The 19,598-nt window shown below is 70.4% G+C and carries 20 protein-coding genes; 9 read left to right on the forward strand and 11 right to left on the reverse strand.

Annotated elements, in window-relative coordinates; all coding sequences use genetic code 11:
- Nucleotides 1-464 precede the first annotated feature (464 nt).
- On the reverse strand, nucleotides 465-1,106 hold the full coding sequence (locus SY2F82_RS35055) for a DNA-3-methyladenine glycosylase (RefSeq protein ID WP_200423142.1): 642 nt from the start codon (nucleotides 1,104-1,106) through the stop codon (nucleotides 465-467).
- Nucleotides 1,107-1,287: 181 nt separating this feature from the next.
- On the opposite strand from SY2F82_RS35055, the gene SY2F82_RS35060 reads away from it, so the two are divergent.
- The 3 genes from SY2F82_RS35060 to SY2F82_RS35070 all read left to right on the forward strand — a co-directional run bounded on the left by SY2F82_RS35060 (nucleotide 1,288) and on the right by SY2F82_RS35070 (nucleotide 3,326).
- On the forward strand, nucleotides 1,288-2,070 hold the full coding sequence (locus tag SY2F82_RS35060; RefSeq protein WP_200423143.1) for a sporulation protein: 783 nt from the start codon (nucleotides 1,288-1,290) through the stop codon (nucleotides 2,068-2,070).
- Between the two features lie 45 nt (nucleotides 2,071-2,115).
- Nucleotides 2,116-2,655, forward strand: a complete 540-nt coding sequence (locus tag SY2F82_RS35065; protein WP_200423144.1) for a YbhB/YbcL family Raf kinase inhibitor-like protein — start codon at nucleotides 2,116-2,118, stop codon at nucleotides 2,653-2,655.
- A 164-nt stretch (nucleotides 2,656-2,819) separates the two neighbouring features.
- Complete coding sequence (locus tag SY2F82_RS35070; protein ID WP_200423145.1) at nucleotides 2,820-3,326, forward strand: HNH endonuclease; 507 nt, start codon at nucleotides 2,820-2,822, stop codon at nucleotides 3,324-3,326.
- A gap of 81 nt (nucleotides 3,327-3,407) precedes the next feature.
- Here SY2F82_RS35070 and SY2F82_RS35075 read toward each other — a convergent pair whose 3' ends face one another.
- From SY2F82_RS35075 to SY2F82_RS35085, 3 genes are all read right to left on the reverse strand, one after another.
- Nucleotides 3,408-4,382: an SPFH domain-containing protein gene (locus SY2F82_RS35075; RefSeq protein WP_103844360.1), complete on the reverse strand. Its 975-nt coding sequence runs from the start codon at nucleotides 4,380-4,382 to the stop codon at nucleotides 3,408-3,410.
- A gap of 129 nt (nucleotides 4,383-4,511) precedes the next feature.
- Entirely contained in the window at nucleotides 4,512-4,940 is a 429-nt protein-coding gene (locus tag SY2F82_RS35080) for an NfeD family protein (protein WP_103844361.1), read from the reverse strand.
- Between the two features lie 83 nt (nucleotides 4,941-5,023).
- On the reverse strand, nucleotides 5,024-5,821 hold the full coding sequence (locus SY2F82_RS35085; RefSeq protein ID WP_200423146.1) for an ABC transporter ATP-binding protein: 798 nt from the start codon (nucleotides 5,819-5,821) through the stop codon (nucleotides 5,024-5,026).
- Nucleotides 5,822-5,972: 151 nt separating this feature from the next.
- Between SY2F82_RS35085 and SY2F82_RS35090 the strand changes: the two genes are divergently transcribed.
- Nucleotides 5,973-6,755, forward strand: a complete 783-nt coding sequence (locus SY2F82_RS35090; protein WP_200423147.1) for a hypothetical protein — start codon at nucleotides 5,973-5,975, stop codon at nucleotides 6,753-6,755.
- 248 nt (nucleotides 6,756-7,003) lie between these two features.
- Here the strand turns inward: SY2F82_RS35090 and SY2F82_RS35095 are convergent, their stop codons facing one another.
- From SY2F82_RS35095 to SY2F82_RS35105, 3 genes are all read right to left on the reverse strand, one after another.
- On the reverse strand, nucleotides 7,004-7,246 hold the full coding sequence (locus SY2F82_RS35095) for a chaplin (protein ID WP_103844364.1): 243 nt from the start codon (nucleotides 7,244-7,246) through the stop codon (nucleotides 7,004-7,006).
- 116 nt (nucleotides 7,247-7,362) lie between these two features.
- The gene (locus SY2F82_RS35100; RefSeq protein ID WP_200423148.1) at nucleotides 7,363-8,004 is read right to left on the reverse strand and encodes a response regulator transcription factor; all 642 of its coding nucleotides are present in this window, start codon (nucleotides 8,002-8,004) and stop codon (nucleotides 7,363-7,365) included.
- On the reverse strand, nucleotides 7,997-9,142 hold the full coding sequence (locus SY2F82_RS35105) for a GAF domain-containing sensor histidine kinase (RefSeq protein WP_200423149.1): 1,146 nt from the start codon (nucleotides 9,140-9,142) through the stop codon (nucleotides 7,997-7,999). The genes SY2F82_RS35100 and SY2F82_RS35105 overlap by 8 nt, the downstream gene beginning before the upstream one ends.
- A 187-nt stretch (nucleotides 9,143-9,329) precedes the next feature.
- Between SY2F82_RS35105 and SY2F82_RS35110 the strand changes: the two genes are divergently transcribed.
- From SY2F82_RS35110 to SY2F82_RS35120, 3 genes are all read left to right on the forward strand, one after another.
- Nucleotides 9,330-10,025 carry an SDR family oxidoreductase gene (locus tag SY2F82_RS35110; protein ID WP_200423150.1) on the forward strand — a complete coding sequence of 232 codons (696 nt, stop codon included), beginning with the start codon at nucleotides 9,330-9,332 and terminating at the stop codon, nucleotides 10,023-10,025.
- Complete coding sequence (locus SY2F82_RS35115) at nucleotides 10,022-11,158, forward strand: S-adenosylmethionine:tRNA ribosyltransferase-isomerase (protein ID WP_200423151.1); 1,137 nt, start codon at nucleotides 10,022-10,024, stop codon at nucleotides 11,156-11,158. The genes SY2F82_RS35110 and SY2F82_RS35115 overlap by 4 nt, the downstream gene beginning before the upstream one ends.
- A 298-nt stretch (nucleotides 11,159-11,456) precedes the next feature.
- Entirely contained in the window at nucleotides 11,457-12,188 is a 732-nt protein-coding gene (locus tag SY2F82_RS35120) for a transglycosylase SLT domain-containing protein (RefSeq protein ID WP_200423152.1), read from the forward strand.
- A 107-nt stretch (nucleotides 12,189-12,295) separates the two neighbouring features.
- Here the strand turns inward: SY2F82_RS35120 and SY2F82_RS35125 are convergent, their stop codons facing one another.
- Complete coding sequence (locus tag SY2F82_RS35125; RefSeq protein ID WP_200423153.1) at nucleotides 12,296-14,809, reverse strand: FHA domain-containing protein; 2,514 nt, start codon at nucleotides 14,807-14,809, stop codon at nucleotides 12,296-12,298.
- A 239-nt stretch (nucleotides 14,810-15,048) separates the two neighbouring features.
- Here SY2F82_RS35125 and SY2F82_RS35130 point away from each other — a divergent pair, with 239 nt between their 5' ends.
- Both SY2F82_RS35130 and serB read left to right on the forward strand, forming a co-directional pair.
- On the forward strand, nucleotides 15,049-16,926 hold the full coding sequence (locus SY2F82_RS35130; RefSeq protein ID WP_200423320.1) for a streptophobe family protein: 1,878 nt from the start codon (nucleotides 15,049-15,051) through the stop codon (nucleotides 16,924-16,926).
- 154 nt (nucleotides 16,927-17,080) lie between these two features.
- On the forward strand, nucleotides 17,081-18,292 hold the full coding sequence (gene serB / locus SY2F82_RS35135; protein WP_200423154.1) for a phosphoserine phosphatase SerB: 1,212 nt from the start codon (nucleotides 17,081-17,083) through the stop codon (nucleotides 18,290-18,292).
- Between the two features lie 85 nt (nucleotides 18,293-18,377).
- Here serB and SY2F82_RS35140 read toward each other — a convergent pair whose 3' ends face one another.
- The 3 genes from SY2F82_RS35140 to SY2F82_RS39595 all read right to left on the reverse strand — a co-directional run bounded on the left by SY2F82_RS35140 (nucleotide 18,378) and on the right by SY2F82_RS39595 (nucleotide 19,557).
- The gene (locus SY2F82_RS35140) at nucleotides 18,378-18,896 is read right to left on the reverse strand and encodes a histidine phosphatase family protein (RefSeq protein ID WP_200423155.1); all 519 of its coding nucleotides are present in this window, start codon (nucleotides 18,894-18,896) and stop codon (nucleotides 18,378-18,380) included.
- Between the two features lie 145 nt (nucleotides 18,897-19,041).
- Nucleotides 19,042-19,254 (reverse strand): hypothetical protein, encoded by a 213-nt coding sequence (locus SY2F82_RS35145; RefSeq protein WP_200423156.1) that lies wholly within the window; start codon nucleotides 19,252-19,254, stop codon nucleotides 19,042-19,044.
- A gap of 186 nt (nucleotides 19,255-19,440) precedes the next feature.
- Nucleotides 19,441-19,557 carry an SGM_5486 family transporter-associated protein gene (locus SY2F82_RS39595; RefSeq protein ID WP_263229199.1) on the reverse strand — a complete coding sequence of 39 codons (117 nt, stop codon included), beginning with the start codon at nucleotides 19,555-19,557 and terminating at the stop codon, nucleotides 19,441-19,443.
- Between the last annotated feature and the right edge of the window lie 41 nt (nucleotides 19,558-19,598).

Here is a 19,598-nt window from a genome sequence, read left to right on the forward strand (position 1 = left end):
ACAGCGTCCTCGCTGTGTTATTTCAAAGGAACCTCGACCATCGGAATCATCCGACGGACGGGGTATCAACATATCTGGCGTTGACTTTTGGCACGCTGTTGAGTTCTCAAGGAACGGACGCTTCCTTTGTACTCACCGGAGAGACTCACTCTCTCGGCTTTCCTCCGGGCGCTTCCCTTCGGTGTTTCCGACTCTATCAGATCTTTTCTCGATCCGATTCCCGGTCGGCGGGATTGTCTTGAGTCCGGGCTTTTCGGCCCCGGCCTTTCGACATTCACTACGTTAGCCGATTCCCGTCGTAGCTCATAATCGAGTCTCCGAGTTCGAATTCCAGGCATGCGGGCACGCCGAAATCCGCCCTCTGAGAGGGAGTCGCATGTAGTGGGTTGGCCGCCTCGGCTGCTGGCTGAACGCCGTAACCGTTCCAGCGGCTCGGGACACATTACGCATCCTCCAGGGACGCGTCAACTTCGGCGCCGTCGGGGCGTGTGCGCCCGATAGGGGCTCACCGTCGGATCGTTGGCGACCCAGAAACGCCACGGATGGACGGCTCCGTCGCCGGCTACGCCGGTGCGCGGGCCGCTTCGTACCTGGTCAGGGGGGACCGACGTGCCTGTCAGGATGCGCAGTGGGGTCTCGCCCGTGGTGCAGGCGTCCGTGCCGTCGAGGGCGCGGTCCACGCCCAGGGCCGTGGCCAGGCGGGCGGGACCTTTGGCTAGTTCTTTGTCATTCCGGGCCGAGAGTCGACGCTTCCGAGCCAGCTCGGCGCCCTCGATGATCTCGCCGGCGCGGAGCAGCACGGCACTCGCCCTGCCGACCGGACCGCACACCAGGTTCATGCAGTGCCACATGCCGTAGGTGAAGTAGACGTACACATGGCCGGGGGGACCGAACATCACGTCGTTGCGGGGTGTGCGGCCGCGATAGGCGTGGGAGCCGGGGTCGTTCGGGCCGTCGTACGCCTCCACCTCCGTCAGGCGCAGCGCGATCGGACCGTCCGGTGTTGTGCGGACGAGGATGCGCCCCAGGAGGTCGGGCGCGACCTCGAGTACAGGCCGGTCGAAGAACTCCCTGGGGAGGGGCGTACGGTCGGGGGTCGCGATCATGGCGTACGAGCGTAGTCCAGATGGGTGTGTGCCCAAGGGTGGCCGAGTGTCCTCGTCCTTGGAAGGGTTGGGAGAGTAGGGCGCGGAACCGGCTTCTGGCCGTATCGCGTGTCTACGGATCCACGGATCGGACGGATATACGGGGCTACGGGTCAAGACGTTGCCTGGGAGGGAAGATTTCATGGGGTTCAAGCGGCTGCTCGCGAGCCTGGGAGCCGGCGGCGCGTCGGTCGAGACGGTGCTGACCGAGGTCAATGTCGTGCCGGGCGGTGTCGTCCAGGGCGAGGTGCGGATCCAGGGCGGGTCCGTCAACCAGGCGATCGAGGGCCTGAACGTCGGTCTGCAGGCCAAGGTCGAGGTCGAGAGCGGCGACGAGGAGTACCGGCAGAACATCGAGTTCACGAAGGTCCGGCTCGGCGGTGCCTTCGAGCTCCAGGCGGGCGCGGTGCACGCCGTGCCGTTCGGGCTGGAGATTCCCTGGGAGACCCCCGTCACCATGATCGACGGGCAGGCACTGCGCGGGATGCACATCGGGGTGACGACCGAGCTGGAGATCGCGCGGGCCGTGGACTCGACCGACCTGGACCCGATCAACGTGCATCCGCTGCCCGCGCAGAAGGCGATCCTGGACGCGTTCATCCAGCTGGGCTTCCGCTTCAAGACCGCGGACATGGAGCGCGGGCACATCCGGGGTACACGGCAGACGCTGCCGTTCTACCAGGAGATCGAGTTCTTCCCGCCGTCTCAGTACCGCGGTCTTAACCAGGTCGAGTTGAGCTTCGTCGCCGACGCGTACGAGATGGACGTCATCCTGGAGATGGACAAGAAGCCGGGGCTGTTCAGTGAGGGCAGCGACTCGTACCGTGCCTTCAAGGTCGGCCTGAACGACTTCCAGGGCACCGACTGGGCCGCGTACCTCCATCAGTGGCTGTCGGAGGTCGGCAGCAAGCGCAGCTGGTTCTAGGCTCGGAACTGGAATCGGTTGATCCACTGACTTGGAGGTACCGAGGTGACCGAGCAGAAGAGGCCGCCGCTGCCGCATGACTTCCATCCGCCCGTGCCGTCGTTCACGGTGACGAGCGAGGACGTCGAGCCGGGTGCCAGGCTCAAGGACGCTCAGGTCCACTCGGCCGGGAACACCTCGCCCCAGTTGCGCTGGGAGGGCTTCCCGCCGGAGACCAAGAGCTTCGCCGTGACCTGTTACGACCCCGACGCCCCGACGGGGAGCGGGTTCTGGCACTGGGTCCTGTTCGACATCCCGGCCTCGGTCACCGAGCTGCCGGCGGGTGCGGGCGGCGGGAAGTTCGAAGGGCTGCCCGAGGGCGCGGTGCACGCGCGCAACGACTACGGGACGAAGGACTTCGGCGGTGCCGCGCCGCCGCCCGGGGACGGGCCGCACCGGTATGTGTTCACGGTGTACGCCGTGGACCGGGAGAAGCTCGGTCCGGACTCGGACGCCTCTCCTGCCGTGGTCGGTTTCAACCTGCGGTTCCACACGCTGGCGCGCGCGCAGCTCATCGGTGAGTACGAGAATCCGGCCGAGGGCTGACCCAGGCCCCCGTAAAACTGACGTTCATTGAACGTTTGCCCGCCTCTGGTCTTGGAAGTGATCAGAGGCGGGCATTTTTTATTGCGTTGTCCATCTCGGCGTGCCCGGCCAGAGTTGATCCAGCCCGCCGCGGGGTGGGCAGGTGCACACAGGAGGTGGGCTGGATGCGTGACACGCTGGTGCTGAACGCGAGCTTCGAGCCGCTGTCGACGGTGACGCTGAACCGAGCCGTCGTTCTGGTGCTGCAGGCCAAGGCCGTCGTCGAGCAGGCCCACCCCGAACTCCGTATGCGGGGCGCCGATGTGGACATACCGGCGCCCCGGGTCATCAGGCTCTGCAGATACGTACGGGTGCCGTTCCGAAGACAAGCCCCGTGGTCGAGGCGGGGTGTCCTGGTGCGGGACCGGCACAGGTGTGCCTACTGCGGGAGGCGGGCGACGACCGTGGACCACGTGCTGCCGCGGTCGCAGGGTGGTGGCGACACCTGGCTGAACACGGTCGCCGCGTGTGCCGAGGACAACCACCGCAAGGCGAACCGGACTCCGGAGGAGGCAGGGATGACGCTGCTGCGGCAGCCGTTCGAGCCGACGCCGGCCGACGCGATGCTGCTGGCCCTCGGGCAGGACGACTTCAGGGCGCTGCCGGAGTGGCTGTCGCAGAGCGCGGCGTAGTCCGTACGTAAGACGTGAGCTGGGGCCCGCCTTCCCGGGAAGGCGGGCCCCAGCTCGTGTGAAGGGCGTGGCGGTGCCGTGTCAGTCGATGGACGGCTTCTCGCGGCGTTCCGTGTTCGTGCCGCCGTTGTTGGTGGAGGACGAGCCGGAGGAGCCGCCGCTGCCACCCGAACCGCCCGCCAGAGGGCCGAAGTTGCCCATGGCGCCGGACAGGCCCTTGAGAGCGTCGCCGATCTCGCTGGGGACGATCCAGAGCTTGTTGGCGTCGCCTTCGGCGATCTTCGGGAGCATCTGCAGGTACTGGTAGGACAGCAGCTTCTGGTCCGGGTCACCGGCGTGGATCGCCTCGAAGACCGTACGAACGGCCTGGGCCTCGCCCTCGGCGCGCAGCGCGGCGGCCTTGGCCTCACCCTCGGCCTTGAGGATCGCGGACTGCTTCTCGCCCTCCGCGGTGAGGATGGCGGCCTGGCGCGTACCTTCGGCGGTGAGGATCGCGGCGCGCTTGTCACGGTCGGCGCGCATCTGCTTCTCCATCGAGTCCTGGATGGAGGTCGGGGGCTCGATCGCCTTCAGCTCGACGCGGTTGACGCGGATGCCCCACTTGCCGGTGGCCTCGTCGAGGACGCCGCGCAGGGCCGCGTTGATCTCCTCGCGGGAGGTCAGGGTGCGCTCGAGGTCCATGCCGCCGATGATGTTGCGCAGGGTGGTGACGGTGAGCTGCTCGATGGCCTGGATGTAGCTGGCTACCTCGTAGGTGGCGGCCCGGGCGTCGGTCACCTGGTAGTAGATGACGGTGTCGATGTTGACCACCAGGTTGTCCTGGGTGATCACCGGCTGCGGTGGGAACGGTACGACCTGTTCGCGCAGGTCGATGCGGTTGCGGATGGAGTCGATGAACGGGACCACGATGTTCAGGCCCGCGTTCAGTGTCCGTGTGTAGCGGCCGAAGCGCTCGACGATGGCCGCGCTCGCCTGGGGGATGACCTGGATCGTCTTGATCAGGGCGATGAAGACCAACACCACCAGAATGATCAGGACGATGACGACCGGTCCCATCGTGATTCCCTGCTTCCTTCTCCGCCTCGGCGCCTGTGGGATCTTACGGTTGTTGAAGATCTTGCTGGTCGAGTGTGACAGACCGTCGCGTACCTCGTGGGCTGTTCGGCGCAGTTGCGTCCTTCGAGGTCACATGATGATCGCCGTGGCTCCGTCGATGTCCACGACGTCGACTTCCTGGCCCACGTCGTAGGCGAGTTCGCTGTTGAGGGGTCGGGCCGACCAGACCTCACCGGCGAGCTTGATGCGGCCGCCGCTCGCGTCGACGCGCTCGAGGACGACGGCCTGCCTGCCCTTCAAGGCCTCGATGCCGGTGGCGAGTTGGGGTCGCTGGGCGCTGTGCCGGGCCGCGATGGGCCGGACCACGGCGATGAGCGCGACCGAGACGACGGCGAACACGGCGACCTGGAAGACCGCGTCGCCGCCGAGCCCATCGATCACGGCCGCCGCGATGGCGCCCACCGCGAGCATCCCGAGCTCCGGCATCGCGGTGATCACGAGTCCGATGCCGAGCGCTGCCGCGCCGATCAGCCACCACACCCACGCGTCGATGTCCACACGGTCATGGTAGGACCGCCGACACGACCGCGGACAGGGCGCAGAGTGCGGCGTAGGCGGCTTCTTACCGAGGTTTGCGCGGGTCAGGACAGGGGCAGGCCCTGGGCCGTCCAGCGCTCGCCGACCTGCTCGACGACGAGCGGGAGGCCGAAGCAGAGGGAGAGGTTGCGCGAGGTCAGCTCGAGCTCCAGCGGGCCGGCGGCGAGCACCTTGCCCTGGCGGATCATCAGGACGTGGGTGAAGCCGGGGGCGATCTCCTCGACGTGGTGCGTGACCATGATCATGGAGGGGGCGATCGGGTCGCGGGCGAGGCGGCCGAGGCGGCGTACGAGGTCCTCGCGGCCGCCGAGGTCGAGGCCGGCGGCGGGCTCGTCCAGGAGCAGCAGCTCGGGGTCGGACATCAGGGCACGGGCGATGAGGGTGCGCTTGCGCTCGCCCTCGGAGAGGGTGCCGAACTTGCGGTCGAGGTAGTCGCTCATGCCGAGTCGGTCGAGGAAGGCGCGGGCGCGCTGCTCGTCGACGTCCTCGTACTCCTCCTGCCAGCCGGCGGTCATGCCGTACGCGGCGGTCAGCACGGTCTGCAGGACGGTCTGGCGCTTGGGGAGCTTGTCGGCCATGGCGATGCCGGCCATGCCGATGCGGGGGCGCAGTTCGAAGACGTCGGTGCCGGGCCTGCCGAGGGTCTCGCCGAGGATGGTGGCGGTGCCCTTGCTGGGGTAGAGGTAGCTGGAGGCGACGTTCAGGAGGGTGGTCTTGCCGGCGCCGTTGGGGCCGAGGATGACCCAGCGCTCGCCCTCCTTGACCGACCAGGAGACCTGGTCCACCAGAGCCCGGCCCTCGCGGACCACGGATACGTCCTGAAGCTCCAGAACATCGCTCATGAGCGCGTTGTCTCCCCTTGCAGTGTGGCCTGTGTCGGCTCTCGCGTACGCCTGTGGGCGCGGTCCGCCACGCCGGTGGGCGCAGCCCCCAAGAAATCTACGCCACCGGTCGCCCGGCCCATTCCATAGGTCGGCTCCTTAGGGTGGGGGCATGCTCTCGGAACCACGCTCAGGACGGCTGGCCGCATGGGGAAATGCCCTTTTGGCCGGACTTGTTTCGCCGGACGACGCCGCGTCCGCCATCGTCGGTGAGGATGCGGTGCACCGGGTGGAGGGGCTGCCGGGTGAGTCGGCGCCCGTCGGTCTCACGCTCGCGCTGGGGCGGCTGCGCACGCTCGGGGTGACCGGGCTGCGGGTGGCGCTGCCCGCGCCGGGGCATCCGCTGGGGTTGAGCGGGCCGCCGGAGTTCAATGCGCGGGCGTTGGACGCCGAGGAGGCGGTGGTCTGCTACGGGGCCGCCTTCGGGTTGGTGCCCTCGGTGGCCGACGCGGGGCCGGAGGGCGATCTGCATGTGGAGGTCGTCTGGCAGTGTCTGCCCGTGCGGGAGGCGCCGCCCGCCGATGTGCCGTCGCTCGGGGAGGCCGAGCGGGAGCTGGCGGAGGCGCTGCGCGAGGCGACGGGGGTGTTGTCGCGGCTGGACGTGGCGGGGTCGGGGCCGGTGGCGGAGGCGGCGATCGACGCGTACCGGGCGCGGGCCGAGGCGGGGCGGGAGGTGCTGGCGCCGGGGTATCCGCCGCGGGCGGTGCGGGTGCTGGAGATGGCCCAGCGGGTGGCTTTGCTGCTGTCGCTGGCGCACGAGAACGGGCACGGCGGTGCGGTGAGCGCCTCGGAGATGGCTGCGCGCGCGCAGGCGCTGCGGCCGGTGGAGCGGACGGCTCGGCGGGCGCAGGTCGCGGCGTACAACTCCGTTGTGGAGCAGCGGGAGCGGGGGTGACCGCCGGGTTGTCGCTGCCCGGGGGCGGGGTGGCCGTCCCTGGGGGCTGCGCCCACAGACCCCCGTCGGCCTGAACGGCCTCGTCCTCAAATGCCGGACGGGCTGACATCGCCCGGCCTCGGCCAAAAGGTGCGGTGAGGAACGCCCGCCGCGCTGAAATCGCCTGGCCTCGGCTACGGGCAGAGGATACATCGGCCTCCCGGACGTGGTGTCCGGGAGGCCGGGGAGGCAGATGTCGGCCTCAGGGCTCAGTGGTTGAGGCCCAGGTTGCCGAAGGCCGGGTTCAGGGCGCCGATCACGTTGACCGTGTTGCCGACCACGTTCACCGGGACGTGGACCGGGGCCTGGATGACGTTGCCGGAGATGACGCCCGGGGAGCCCACCGCCTTGCCGTCGGCGTGCGCCGAGTGGGCGGAGGCCATGCCCGTGCCGGCGGCGAGCAGACCGCCGGCCACCATCGTCACGGCTGCGGCCTTCTTCAGGTTCTTCACTTCCGAGTCCTCCTTGCGATCACTGCGGCAGGTCCGCAGCACGCCTTGGAGAACGGCCGAGATCCACTGAGGATGCGCCACCCAGGTGACATACACCCGACGGTATGAAGATCGGCTCAGCCGTTAACGCCGTGTCGTACCGCCCACAGCGCCGCCTGCGTACGGTCGGCCAGGTCCAGCTTCATCAGGATGTTCGAGACGTGGGTCTTGACCGTCTTCTCGGACAGCACCAGGGCGCGGGCGATCTCGCGGTTGGACCGGCCGTCCGCGATCAGGGCCAGCACCTCCCGTTCCCGCTCGGTGAGTGATCCCGCTCTGCCCTGGCCCGCGCCAGCCTCCTCCTGGGACAGCAGTGCTCCCGCGACCTCCGACTGGAGGAGGATGTGGCCCGCGTTCACCGAGCGGATGGCTCCGGCGAGCGCGTCGGGGTCCACGTCCTTGTACACGTACCCGGCGGCGCCCGCGCGCAGTGCGGGCACCACCGTGCGCTGCTCGGTGAAGCTGGTGACGATCAGCACGCGCGCGGGGTTGTCGAGTTCGCGGAGCTTGCGCAGCGCCTCGATGCCGTCCATCCCCGGCATCTTGACGTCCATGAGAACCACGTCCGGTTGCAGTTCCTGGGCTCGGGCGACCCCCTCGGCGCCGTCGGAGGCCTCTCCCACGACCTCGATGTCGTCCTGCACCTCCAGGAAGGTGCGCAGTCCGCGGCGGACCACCTGGTGGTCGTCGACGAGCAGCACCTTGATTGCGTCAGCCACCAGGGACCTCCATCTCGATCGTGGTGCCCTTCCCGGGCTCCGATTCCACGGTCAGCGCGCCGCCGACCCCGCTCGCCCGGTCGCGCATGGAGACCAGGCCGAGGTGGCGCCCCGCCCGGCGTATCGCCCGGGGGTCGAATCCACTGCCGTCGTCCATGACGCGCAGCACGGCGCCCGGGCCGCGCTTCTCCAGGGTGACGTCGACCCGCTCGGCCCCCGAGTGCCGCAGCGCGTTGTGCAGGGCCTCCTGGGCGACACGCAGCAGCGCCTCCTCCTGGGCGGCCGGCAGCGCCCGTACGCCACGGGTGGAGAAGGTCACGCGTGCGGTGTGGGCCCGGTCCAGAACCTGGACCTGGGTGCGCAGGGTGGCGATCAGGCCGTCCTCGTCGAGGGCCGCCGGGCGCAACTCGACGACGGCGGCGCGCAGTTCGTCGGCGGCCTCCGCGGCGAGCGCCGCCACCTGCTGCAGCTCGCCCTTGGCCCGTCCGGGGTCGCGGTCGACCAGGGCGGCCGCCGCCTGGGCGGTCAGGCGCAGGGAGAAGAGCTTCTGGCTGACCGCGTCGTGCAGTTCGTGCGCCAGCCGTGAGCGCTCCTCGGCGATGGTCAGCTCGCGGCTGCGCTCGTACAGCCGGGCGTTGGTGAGGGCGATCGCGGCGTGCTGCGCGAGGATCGACAGCAGTTCCTCGTCGTCCTCGGTGAAGCCGCAGCCACCCTCCGGTTTCGGGCACTTCTTGTTCGCGAGGAACAGCGCGCCGATGATCTCGTCGCCGTCGCGGATGGGCAGGCCCAGGAAGTCGGACATCTCGGGGTGGGCGCTCGGCCAGCCCTCGAAGCGGGGGTCCTCGCGGACGTCGGCGAGCCGCTCGGGCCTCGCCTCGTGCAGCATCGCGGCGAGGATGCCGTGCTGGCGTGGCAGCGGGCCGATGGCCTTCCACTGCTCGTCGGAGACGCCGTCCACGACGAACTGGGCGAAGCCGCCGTGGTCGTCCGGGACGCCGAGCGCCGCGTACTCCGCGTCGAGCAGCTCGCGGGCCGAGGCGACGATCGTCTTCAGGACGTCGCGCACCTCGAGGTGCCTGCTCATGGCCAGCAGCGCGGTGCTGACCGCGTACAGGCCCGACCGGGGTCCATGGCTCATGACCTCACCGTACCGGTGAGGTGTGACAGTGCGTATCCGACGAGTGGCGGCCCTGCCTGGTCCGCCGGCCCTAGGGCCAAGGGCCCTGGTTCTCTGCGGCCCGCGTCCGAGGCGGCCGGACGGATGCCGTTCCTACGGTGAGGCCACCGCCGAGCACCGGCGGTCACGGAACCAGGGGACGGTCATCATGCCGGTTGCGATCATCACAGGGGCTTCGAAGGGGCTGGGGCGGGCGCTGGGCGCGGCGCTGGCGCGGCGCGGCTGGGATCTGGTGCTGGACGCCAGGGCCGCGCCCGTCCTGGTGGAGACGGCGGAGACGCTGGCCGGGCTCGGGACCCGCGTGGAGGCCCTGCCGGGGGACGTCGCGGACGCCGCGCACCGCGCGGAACTGGTGGCGGCGGCCCGGAAGCTGGGCGGCCTCGATCTGCTGGTGCACAACGCGAGCGCGCTCGGCGCCGAGCCGCTCGTACGGCTGGAGGCGTTGACCCTGGACGGGCTGCGGCGGGCGCTGGAGGTGAACGTGGTCGCCGCGCTGGGCCTGGTGCAGGAGGCGCTGCCGCTGCTGCGGGCGTCGGCCGCGGGCACGGTGATCGCGGTCAGCTCGGACGCGGCGGCCGAGGCGTACGAGACGTGGGGCGGGTACGGGGCGTCCAAGGCGGCGCTGGACCATCTGGCGGCGGTGCTCGGCGCGGAGGAGCCGGGGCTGCGGGTGTGGGCGGTCGATCCCGGGGACATGGCGACGGACCTGTACGCGGCGGCCGTACCGGACGACGCCGGTGCGCGGCCGGCGCCGGAGAGCGTGGTGCCCGCGTTCCTGCGGCTGCTGGACGAGCGTCCGGCGAGCGGTCGCTACGCTGCGCCGTCCCTGCTGGAGGCACGGTGAGCACGGCGCTGAGGATTCCTCAGGAGCTGTCGGCGCGTGTTCCGGCCGAGCAGCGGGGTCCGGGCCGGGACCGGGACTCGGTGCGGCTGCTGGTCTCGCGCGGCACCGAGGTCATGCACCACGCGTTCACCGAGCTGCCGCGGCTGCTGCGGGCCGGGGACCTGCTCGTCGTGAACACCTCGCCGACGCTGGCGGCCGCGGTGGACGGGCTGATCGGGCACGCGCGCGTGGTGGTGCACTTCTCGACGCACGGGGACGACGGACGGTGGGCCGTCGAGCTGCGGGATCCGGACGGCGAGGGCACCACGCGCGCGCGTGCGGGAGGGCCCGCGGGAACACAGGTGTGTCTCCCGGACGGCATACGGCTGGTTCTGGAGGAGCCCCTGTCGGGGCGGAGCGGCCGTCTGTGGTGGGCCCGTGCGTCGGATGCGGACGTGTCCGGGCTGCTGGGCCGGCACGGGCGGCCCATTCGTTACTCCTATACGGACAGGGACCAACCGCTCTCCGCGTACCAGACGGTGTTCGCGCTGCCGTCCCCGGATGGCGCGGGCAGCGCGGAGATGCCGAGCGCGGCGCGGCCCTTCACCGCGCGGATGGTGGCAGAGCTGGTGAGCCGGGGCGTGCGGTTCGCTCCGGTCACCCTGCACACCGGGGTGGCGTCGGCGGAGGCGCACGAGCCGCCGTATCCGGAGCGTTTCGCGGTGCCGGAGACGTCGGCGTGGCTGATCAACGCCGTCAAGGCGAATCAGGCAAGGCGCGAAGCGCTTGGTTGGAAGGGCGGTGGTGGGAGACGGGTGGGCGGCCGGGTGATCGCGGTCGGTACGACGGCCGTGCGGGCCGTGGAGTCGGCGGTGGGCCCCGGCGGTGTCGTACGGGCGCGGGAGGGCTGGACCGATCTCCTGGTGACGCCCGAACGGGGGGTGCGGGTGGTGGACGGGCTGCTGACCGGTCTGCACGAGCCGGAGGCCTCCCACCTGCTGATGCTGGAGGCGGTCGCGGGGCGGGAGGCGATCGAGCGCGGATACGAGCAGGCGCTGGCCGGGCGGTATCTCTGGCACGAATTCGGTGACACCCATCTCATCCTGCCGCCGAAACCCCCTCACACACTGCATTGCTCCAGCAACTCCCAGTAAGACCGATGCGAGTGGAATGTGAGGCCGCGCATAGGAGGTACGTCACGTACGAAGGAGATTAGGAGACCGAGAAGGAGCTTGTGAGCGGGGTGGAAGGGTGATCTGTCCCGTTTTGCCGTTCCTCGGGCCACTATCCGGGGTAGTACGTCACACCTTTGCCCAGCGATTTTGCGGCCGCTAAGAATTGCTTCCGTCGCTCGGCGCCGCGGTCTCGTACCCGCGGCGCTTGTGCTGGAAACACCTGTTCTTCCGCCGGCGCCAGAGCGACCTCCGCGCAATTCGAAGAGGTCAATCAGTAATGCCCAAGAACATTCTCGGTCGCACTCGTGCGCTCACCCAGACCCATAAGCTCGCCATCGCCGGTACGGCCACTCTCGGTGCCGCGGCCCTCGCGTTCACCGCCGTGCCGAGCGAGGCGCAGACTCCCGCGCACGAAGCGACCGTCGCGTCGGCCCCGGTGTCGGTCGGCAACCAGCCGGTCAAGACCCTCAAGGTCGCCGTCACCGACCAGATGGCCGCCGCGGGCCTGAAGGCCGAGGCCATCGCCGCGAAGCAGAAGGCCGCCCAGGACGCCGTCAAGAAGCAGGCCCAGCAGAAGGCCCAGGCCCAGAAGGCCCAGCAGGCTGCCAAGCAGCGCCCGGCGCAGCAGCAGGCCGCGAACCGCTCCGCGCAGCGTCCCGCGGCGCAGCCGGTCGCCGCGAAGACTTACGCCAACAACGTGGACGGCTGGATCCGCCAGTCCCTCGACATCATGAGGAAGAACGGGATTCCGGGTTCGTACAACGGTCTGTACCGCAACATCATGCGGGAGTCGTCCGGCAACCCGTCGGCGATCAACAACTGGGACATCAACGCCCGCAACGGCATCCCCTCCAAGGGACTGCTCCAGGTCATCGACCCGACCTTCCGCGCGTACCACGTGCCCGGCACCTCGTGGAACATCTACGACCCGGTCGCCAACATCACCGCCGCCGCCAACTACGCGGCGCACCGATACGGCTCGATGGACAACGTCAACAGCGCGTACTGAGGCAGCGCGGACCTCGGTCGCACGACTCGCGTGCGGTCACATGGAGCCAAAGGGCGGCACCCTCGCAGGGTGCCGCCCTTCCGCGTCGTACCGGTTGTACGGACCGGTTACTTGCGCATGACCTCCGGCTCGTGACGGCGCAGGAAGCGGGCCACCAGGAAGCCGCAGACCACGCCCAGGACGATGAGGGCGATCATGTCGAGGGTCCAGGCCCCGGCGGTGTGGTTCCACAGCGGGTCCGTGCTCGTCGGGTCGTCCGTGTTCGGCGCGATGTTGTTGAAGTCCAGCGTCGCACCGGCGGCGGCGACGGCCCAGCGGGACGGCATCAGGTACGAGAACTCGTTGACGCCGAGCGTGCCGTGCAGGGTGAAGAGGCAGCCGGTGAAGACGACCTGGATGATCGCGAACATGACCAGCAGCGGCATGGTCTTCTCCGCGGTCTTCACCAGGGCGGAGATGACCAGACCGAACATCATCGAGCTGAAGCCCAGTGCCATGACCGGCAGGCACAGCTCGAACAGGGTGGCGTTGCCGAGGACGACGCCCTGCGCGGGGATCTCCCGGCTGGAGAAGCCGATCAGGCCGACCATGAGGCCCTGCAGCACGGTGATGACGCCGAGCACGAACACCTTCGACATCAGGTACGCGGAACGGGACAGGCCGGTGGCGCGTTCCCGCTCGTAGATGACCCGTTCCTTGATCAGCTCACGGACGGAGTTGGCGGCGCCCGCGAAGCACGCACCGACGGCGAGTATCAGCAGGACCGTGGTGGCGGTGCCGTTCGGGACGTGGATGCCGGTCCTGGGATTGACCGGGTTGACCAGCAGGCCCCTGTTGTGGTCGATGAGCAGGCTCACCGCGCCGAGCACCGCCGGGAGGATCACCGTCAGCGCCAGGAAGCCCTTGTCGGAGGCGATGACCGCGACGTACCGCCGGATCAGGGTGCCGAACTGGGACAGCCAGCCCTGCGGCTTGGCCGGCTTGATCGCCTGCGGCGGCGGCATGTGCACCGACTGCGGGGCGACGGCGTCGATGTCCGCGGCGTACAACCGGTAGTGCTCCGAGCCCTTCCAACGGCCCGCCCAGTCGTAGTCCCGGTAGTTCTCGAAGGCGGAGAAGACATCGGCCCAGGTTTCGTAGCCGAAGAAGTTCAGTGCCTCCTCCGGCGGGCCGAAATAGGCGACGGAGCCGCCCGGTGCCATCACGAGCAGCTTGTCGCACAGCGCCAGTTCGGCCACCGAGTGGGTGACGACGAGGACGGTGCGGCCGTCGTCGGCGAGGCCGCGCAGCAGCTGCATGACGTCCCGGTCCATGCCCGGATCGAGACCGGAGGTCGGCTCGTCCAGGAAGATCAGCGACGGCTTGGTGAGCAGTTCGAGGGCCACCGAGACGCGCTTGCGCTGACCGCCGGACAGGGAGGTGACCTTCTTGTCCTTGTGGACGTCCAGCTTCAGTTCGCGCAGCACCTCGTCGATGCGGTCCTGGCGCTCGGCGGCCGTGGTGTCGGCCGGGAAGCGCAGCTTGGCCGCGTACTTGAGGGCCTTCTTGACGCTCAGCTCCTTGTGCAGGATGTCGTCCTGCGGGACCAGGCCGATGCGCTGGCGCAGCTCGGCGAACTGCTTGTACAGGTTCCGGTTGTCGTAGAGCACGTCGCCCTGGTTGGCGGGGCGGTAGCCGGTGAGCGCCTTCAGCAGCGTGGACTTGCCGGAGCCCGAGGGGCCGATGACCGCGATGAGCGACTTCTCCGGGACGCCGAAGGAGACGTCCTTGAGGATCTGCTTGCCACCGTCGACCGTGACCGTGAGGTGGCGGGCGGAGAAGGAGATCTCACCGGTGTCGACGAACTCCTCGAGCCGGTCGCCGACCAGACGGAACGTCGAGTGGCCGACGCCGACGATGTCGTTCGGGCCGATCAGCGCCGAGCCGCCCTTGCCGATCGGCATGCCGTTGACGAACGTGCCGTTGTGCGAGCCCAGGTCACGGATCTCGAAGCGGCCGTCGGGTGTGGCGTGGAACTCGGCGTGGTGGCGGGAGACCTGGAGGTCGGAGACGACCAGGTCGTTCTCGAGCGCACGGCCGATGCGCATCACCCGGCCGAGGGCGAGCTGGTGGAACGTGGTCGGGCTGCGGTCGCCGTAGACCGGCGGCGCCCCCGCGCCACCACCGGGGTTCTGCTGCTGCGGGATCTGCACAGCCGCCTGCTGCGGCTGCTGCCAGGCGGGCTGGGGCGCCTGCGGTTGCGGGGCCTGCTGGGCCCAGCCGGGGCCGGCGGCCTGGGCCGCGTACGGCTGCTGCTGGGGCTGGCCCTGCGGTGCGGCGACGGCGGCCGGGGCCCCGGACAGGGCCAGGCGCGGTCCGTCGGTGGCGTTGCCCAGGTGCACGGCCGAACCGGGGCCGATCTCCACCTGGTGGATCCGCTGCCCCTGCACGAACGTGCCGTTGGTGCTGCCGTGGTCCTCGATGACCCAACCGCGGCCGTTGAAGCTGATCGTGGCGTGGCGCCAGGAGACCCTGGCGTCCGTGAGCACGATGTCCCCCTGCGGATCACGTCCCAGGGTGTACGTCCTGGACGCGTCGAGCGTCCAGCTGCGTCCGTTCAATTCCAGTACGAGTTCAGGCACTCCATGCCCCAGTGAGTTGTCCCCCGAATTGCCCCCATCACGGGGAGTCTAGGGATGTCGAACATCGTGGGGAACTATTTCAGGCGCGGCCCTCTGACCGAAACTCGGGCCTGGCGCAGGGGGCGTAGACGCACTGGTACGCGCGCCGTTGACGGGGCGGAAACCCGGTCGGAGAGTGGTAATCCACGCGAGCAGGGACATCCGCGGTGGATTGCCTCGGCGTGGATCGGGGGCTGACCATGGGCATCGAGGCCGTGCGGGACGGTGGGAGGCTGCCGTGGGCGGACGTCCTGCTGTCCGCGATCGCCTCCGTGAGCTGGGCGTTGATCGGGATGGCGGGGACGGCGGCGCTCGGTCTGCATCTGCTCCGTGCGGACGCGGCGGGCTCGCTCGGGCCGATGACCGCGGCGGTGGTGGCCCTTGGGGCCAACGGGACGGTGACGCCGTCCGGGAACGTGTCGGCGTTCGGGCTGAAAGGCGCGGACGCGATCACCGCCATCGATATCACGCCACTCGGTGTGAGCCTGGTGGGTGCGCTCCTGCTGTGCTGGTTCTTCCTGCGGTCCTTACGCACGGCGGGAGTTGTCGTCGGCCTGTCCGAACTCCTCGCGCGCGCAGGCGCGGTGGTCGTGCTGTTCGTCGTGATGCTGGGCGGGCTGGCATGGGCCGGCCATGACGTCATCACCATCGACGGGGGCGCGCTCGGGCTCGACGGCCTGCCGGGCGGGGGCGGCGGCCTCGACATCCCCGGCCTGGGGGACGTCGGGGGGCTGCTGCCGGACCGGGTCGGCGACCTGATCCAGGCTCGGGCCGCGGTCGGCTTCACCGTCGACACGGTGCCCACGCTGCTGGGGGGCGCCGTATGGGCGGCCGGTGTCCTGGTGATCGCGCTGCTCGCGTCCCGGCGCGCACCGCTGCCACACGGCTGGGAGGCGGTGCACCGGGTGGTGCGTCCGGCCGCGTCCGCACTGGTGACGGTGTTGCTGGTCGCGGTGGTCGCCGGGCTCGGGGCCGCGGCGTACGCGGCGATGGGCGACGACCATCCGGCGCGGATCGTCGGGGCCGCACTGCTCGGCGCGCCCAACGGTGTGTGGCTGGGTGTGCCGGTCGGACTGTTCGTGCCGTGGGACGGCAGGGCCGGCGGCGGACTGGTGAACCTGCTGCCCGACCCGCTGGACCGGCTGCTGAGCGTGGGGACGGACCAGCGCGTCACGTTGGGGCGCCTGGCCGAGCTGGACGGCAGGGTGTGGCTGCTGGCCGTCGCCGCGGCACTCATGATGCTCTTCGCGGGCGTGCTGACGGCGGCGCGTACGCCACTCGTACGAGCCCGGGATGCGGCGCCTGGCCCCGGTACGTCCGGTGCGGTCGTACCGGATGCGGGTCCGCTCGGCTTCGCAGTGCACTGCGCGCTGCGGCTGGGGATCGTGACGGCGGCGGCACTACCGCTGCTGGTCCGGCTGGCGGGGGTGTCGGTGGACGCCTCGCTGTCGGTGCTCGGTCTCGACGCGTTCGGCGCGGCGATCGAGTTGCACGGGCAGCTGGGCATGGCACTGCTGCTCGGTGCGGTGTGGGGCGCGGGAGCGGGAGCCGCCGGGGCACTGCTGGCGTACGGGACGGGGGCGGCGGGGAGCCGGGCGGCGCCGCTGGCACGGGGCGACGCGGGGCTGCCGGAGCCCCCGCGGTACGCGCCGGTCGCGCAGTCATCGGGTCCCTACACCCCGGGCAGGCCGTACCGTCCGCCGAACCCGGACACGAACCCCTACCTACGGCTGCCGGAAGGACCGCGCGAGCCGGAGGACGCACGGCCGGGCAGCGCCCCGCGGGGCGGCGGACGGCGTGGTGGTGCCCCGACCGGGGCCACGCCGCCTCGGGGCGCGCCGCCTGACGGCACGCAGGGCGCGAGCGCCCCCGTCGAAGGTGCAGCGCCCGACGGCCCGCCCTCGGAAGCAGCGCCGTCCCCTGCCACCGATGTGTATGGCGCGCCCACCGTGGTCCAGCCGATCGAGCCGCCGCGACGGCCGGCCCGCAGGACATCGGCGTCCTCCGACCGGTGGCCGCCCCCGCCGCCTCCCCCGCCTCCGCCACCGCCGCCCGACCGGCCCCGCGGGCGGCGGTGACGAGGCGGAGGCCCACATCGGCGGACCGTGCCCGTGGCCTGCGCTTTCGAGACCGGGTAACACGTACGCCATCTGTGCGCAACCCAGTGTTCCCCGTCCGCTGGGCGGACCAGGCAGGCGGTGCTCACGGGGCGCCGGATACGGTGGAAGCACCATGAGCGCTGTGCAGACCTCCGACGCCCCCACTCTCCTTGTCAAGATCTTCGGCAAGGACCGGCCCGGCATGACCGCGGGCCTGTTCGACACCCTGGCCGCCTTCCACGTCGACGTGGTCGACATCGAGCAGGTCGTCACCCGGGGCCGGATGGTGCTCTGCGCCCTGGTGACCGTGCCCCCGTCCGGGCTCGAGGGTGATCTGCGGGCCACCGTCCACACCTGGGCGGAGTCGATGAAGATGCAGGCGGAGATCATCTCCGGCATCGGCGACAACCGTCCGCGCGGCCTCGGCCGCTCCCTCGTCACCGTCCTCGGCCATCCGCTCACCGCCCACGCCACGGCCGCGATCGCCGCCCGCATCGCGGCCGCCGGCGGCAACATCGACCGTATCTTCCGGCTCGCCAAGTACCCGGTGACCGCGGTCGAGTTCGCCGTGTCCGGCGTGGAGACCGAGCCGCTGCGCACCGCCCTGGTGACCGATGCCGCGGCACTCGGCGTCGACGTCGCCGTCGTCGCGGCCGGGCTGCACCGGAGGGCTCAGCGGCTGGTCGTGATGGACGTGGACTCCACGCTCATCCAGGACGAGGTCATCGAACTGTTCGCCGCGCACGCCGGCTGCGAGGCGGAGGTCGCCGAGGTGACGGCGGCCGCCATGCGAGGCGAGCTGGACTTCGAGCAGTCGCTGCACGCGCGCGTGGCGCTGCTGAAGGGGCTCGACGCGTCGGTGGTGGACAAGGTGCGCGCCGAGGTCCGGCTCACTCCGGGCGCGCGCACCCTGATCCGTACGCTGAAACGACTCGGCTTCCAAGTGGGCGTCGTCTCGGGCGGCTTCACCCAGGTCACGGACGATCTCAAGGAGCGGCTCGGGCTCGATTTCGCGCAGGCCAACACCCTGGAGATCGTCGACGGGAAGCTGACCGGCAAGGTCGTCGGGGAGATCGTGGACCGTGCGGGCAAGGCGCGGCTGCTGCGCCGGTTCGCCGCGGAGGCGGGGGTGCCGCTGGCGCAGACCGTGGCGATCGGTGACGGGGCCAACGACCTCGACATGCTGAACGCGGCGGGTCTGGGGGTCGCCTTCAACGCCAAGCCCGTCGTCCGCGAGGCCGCGCACACCGCGGTGAACTTCCCCTTCCTGGACACCGTCCTGTACCTGCTCGGTGTCACCCGGGAAGAGGTCGAGGCGGCGGACGCGCACGACGACGGTCTCTGACGGCATCGGATCGCGAGCGGGGCCCGGCACCGTGCGGTGCCGGGCCCCGCTCGCGATGTCGCGGGGTCGGAGCTCTTCGTAGCTCTTACTCGCTGGGTGCCCAGTAGTCGAGCAGGGTGGCCGTGCCCGGTTCCAGCGCCTTCCAGGAGCCGTCGAAGGAGAGCACGGCGAAGGCGGCGGCCGGGAAGCCGCGTCGGCTAATCCGCTCGCGGGCATCGCCCTCGGTCGCACCGGACAGGACGTCGGCGAGGCCCTGGATGCCGGGGTTGTGACCGATCAGGACCACGTTCCGCACGTCGTCGGCGGTTTCGTTGAGCACGGCGATCAGCTCGCCGGGCGAGGCCTCGTAGAGCCGCTCCTCATAGACGGTTTTCGGCCGATGCGGCAGCTCCTGGACGGCGAGCTTCCAGGTCTCGCGGGTGCGGACGGCGGTGGAGCACAGGGCCAGGTCGAAGGGGACGCCGGTCTCGGCCAGCTTGAGTCCGGCGGCGGCCGCGTCCTGGCGGCCCCGGTCGGCGAGCGGACGCTCGTGGTCGGGAACCTGCGGCCAGTCGGCCTTCGCATGCCGGAAGAGGACAATCCTGCGGGGTTCTGCGGAGCTCATGAGTCCCAGCTTCGCATGAAACAGGCCAACGGGCGCAGGGAGTTGGCAGCGCCGCGATCTGCCTGCTCACCGGCCTCCTCACCGCCGAGTCCGCGGGAAGTCCACCGCGTGCACCCGGGCGGTGTCACGACCCGGTCAGGCCGGGTCACTGCGCGTGGTGCGTCACCGCGTGCTGGACGCGCTCGAGGAGGTGGCTGAGGGCGGGGTCGCCGCCGGCGCTCGCGTCCGCCGGGTTGAGTATCAGCGCCAGCAGGGCGATGAAGGCGAGCGTGGGCAGGGCGAGGGCCCACCAGGGAAGCCGGATGTCGACGCCGCCCGTGGTCGCCGGGCGTGGCCGGGTGTGCGTACGGGCCGGCATGGCTGCCTCCGTGGGTCCTCGAGTGGTCCATGGGCCGCACTCGCGGCCACATCTCGAAGGTACGGACGCGGCGGCCCTCGACCCATCCGGTGATCCACCCACTTGACCCTGACACTGGCCCCCTAGGGGATGGTGGGGCCAGCACCACCATGGGCCGTCACCGGTGCGGGAACGGTGAGGCGATCGTCACGGTGAGGCGATCGTGGCAATGACGGCGATGATCGCGAAGATGGCGAAGAACGCGCCGAAGACGAGCAGCATCTTCTTCTGGCCGTTCCGGGGATTCGGTTCGAGCACGGGCATACGCCCAGTTTCGCACCCCTCCCCCACCCGGGCCGCGCCGG

The organism is Streptomyces sp. Y2F8-2, from assembly GCF_014905555.1.
Lineage (GTDB): Bacteria > Actinomycetota > Actinomycetes > Streptomycetales > Streptomycetaceae > Streptomyces > Streptomyces cynarae.

Coding starts and splice junctions, on each gene's coding strand:
- SY2F82_RS35110 (WP_200423150.1), top strand. CDS start 9,330: ATGCCGGTTGCGATCATCACAGGGGCTTCGAAGGGGCTGGGGCGGGCG.
- SY2F82_RS35060 (WP_200423143.1), top strand. CDS start 1,288: ATGGGGTTCAAGCGGCTGCTCGCGAGCCTGGGAGCCGGCGGCGCGTCG.
- SY2F82_RS35120 (WP_200423152.1), top strand. CDS start 11,457: ATGCCCAAGAACATTCTCGGTCGCACTCGTGCGCTCACCCAGACCCAT.
- SY2F82_RS35055 (WP_200423142.1), bottom strand. CDS start 1,106: ATGATCGCGACCCCCGACCGTACGCCCCTCCCCAGGGAGTTCTTCGAC.
- SY2F82_RS35090 (WP_200423147.1), top strand. CDS start 5,973: ATGCTCTCGGAACCACGCTCAGGACGGCTGGCCGCATGGGGAAATGCC.
- SY2F82_RS35070 (WP_200423145.1), top strand. CDS start 2,820: ATGCGTGACACGCTGGTGCTGAACGCGAGCTTCGAGCCGCTGTCGACG.
- SY2F82_RS35140 (WP_200423155.1), bottom strand. CDS start 18,896: ATGAGCTCCGCAGAACCCCGCAGGATTGTCCTCTTCCGGCATGCGAAG.
- SY2F82_RS35105 (WP_200423149.1), bottom strand. CDS start 9,142: ATGAGCCATGGACCCCGGTCGGGCCTGTACGCGGTCAGCACCGCGCTG.
- SY2F82_RS35130 (WP_200423320.1), top strand. CDS start 15,049: ATGGGCATCGAGGCCGTGCGGGACGGTGGGAGGCTGCCGTGGGCGGAC.
- serB (WP_200423154.1), top strand. CDS start 17,081: ATGAGCGCTGTGCAGACCTCCGACGCCCCCACTCTCCTTGTCAAGATC.
- SY2F82_RS35145 (WP_200423156.1), bottom strand. CDS start 19,254: ATGCCGGCCCGTACGCACACCCGGCCACGCCCGGCGACCACGGGCGGC.
- SY2F82_RS35075 (WP_103844360.1), bottom strand. CDS start 4,382: ATGGGACCGGTCGTCATCGTCCTGATCATTCTGGTGGTGTTGGTCTTC.
- SY2F82_RS39595 (WP_263229199.1), bottom strand. CDS start 19,557: ATGCCCGTGCTCGAACCGAATCCCCGGAACGGCCAGAAGAAGATGCTG.
- SY2F82_RS35085 (WP_200423146.1), bottom strand. CDS start 5,821: ATGAGCGATGTTCTGGAGCTTCAGGACGTATCCGTGGTCCGCGAGGGC.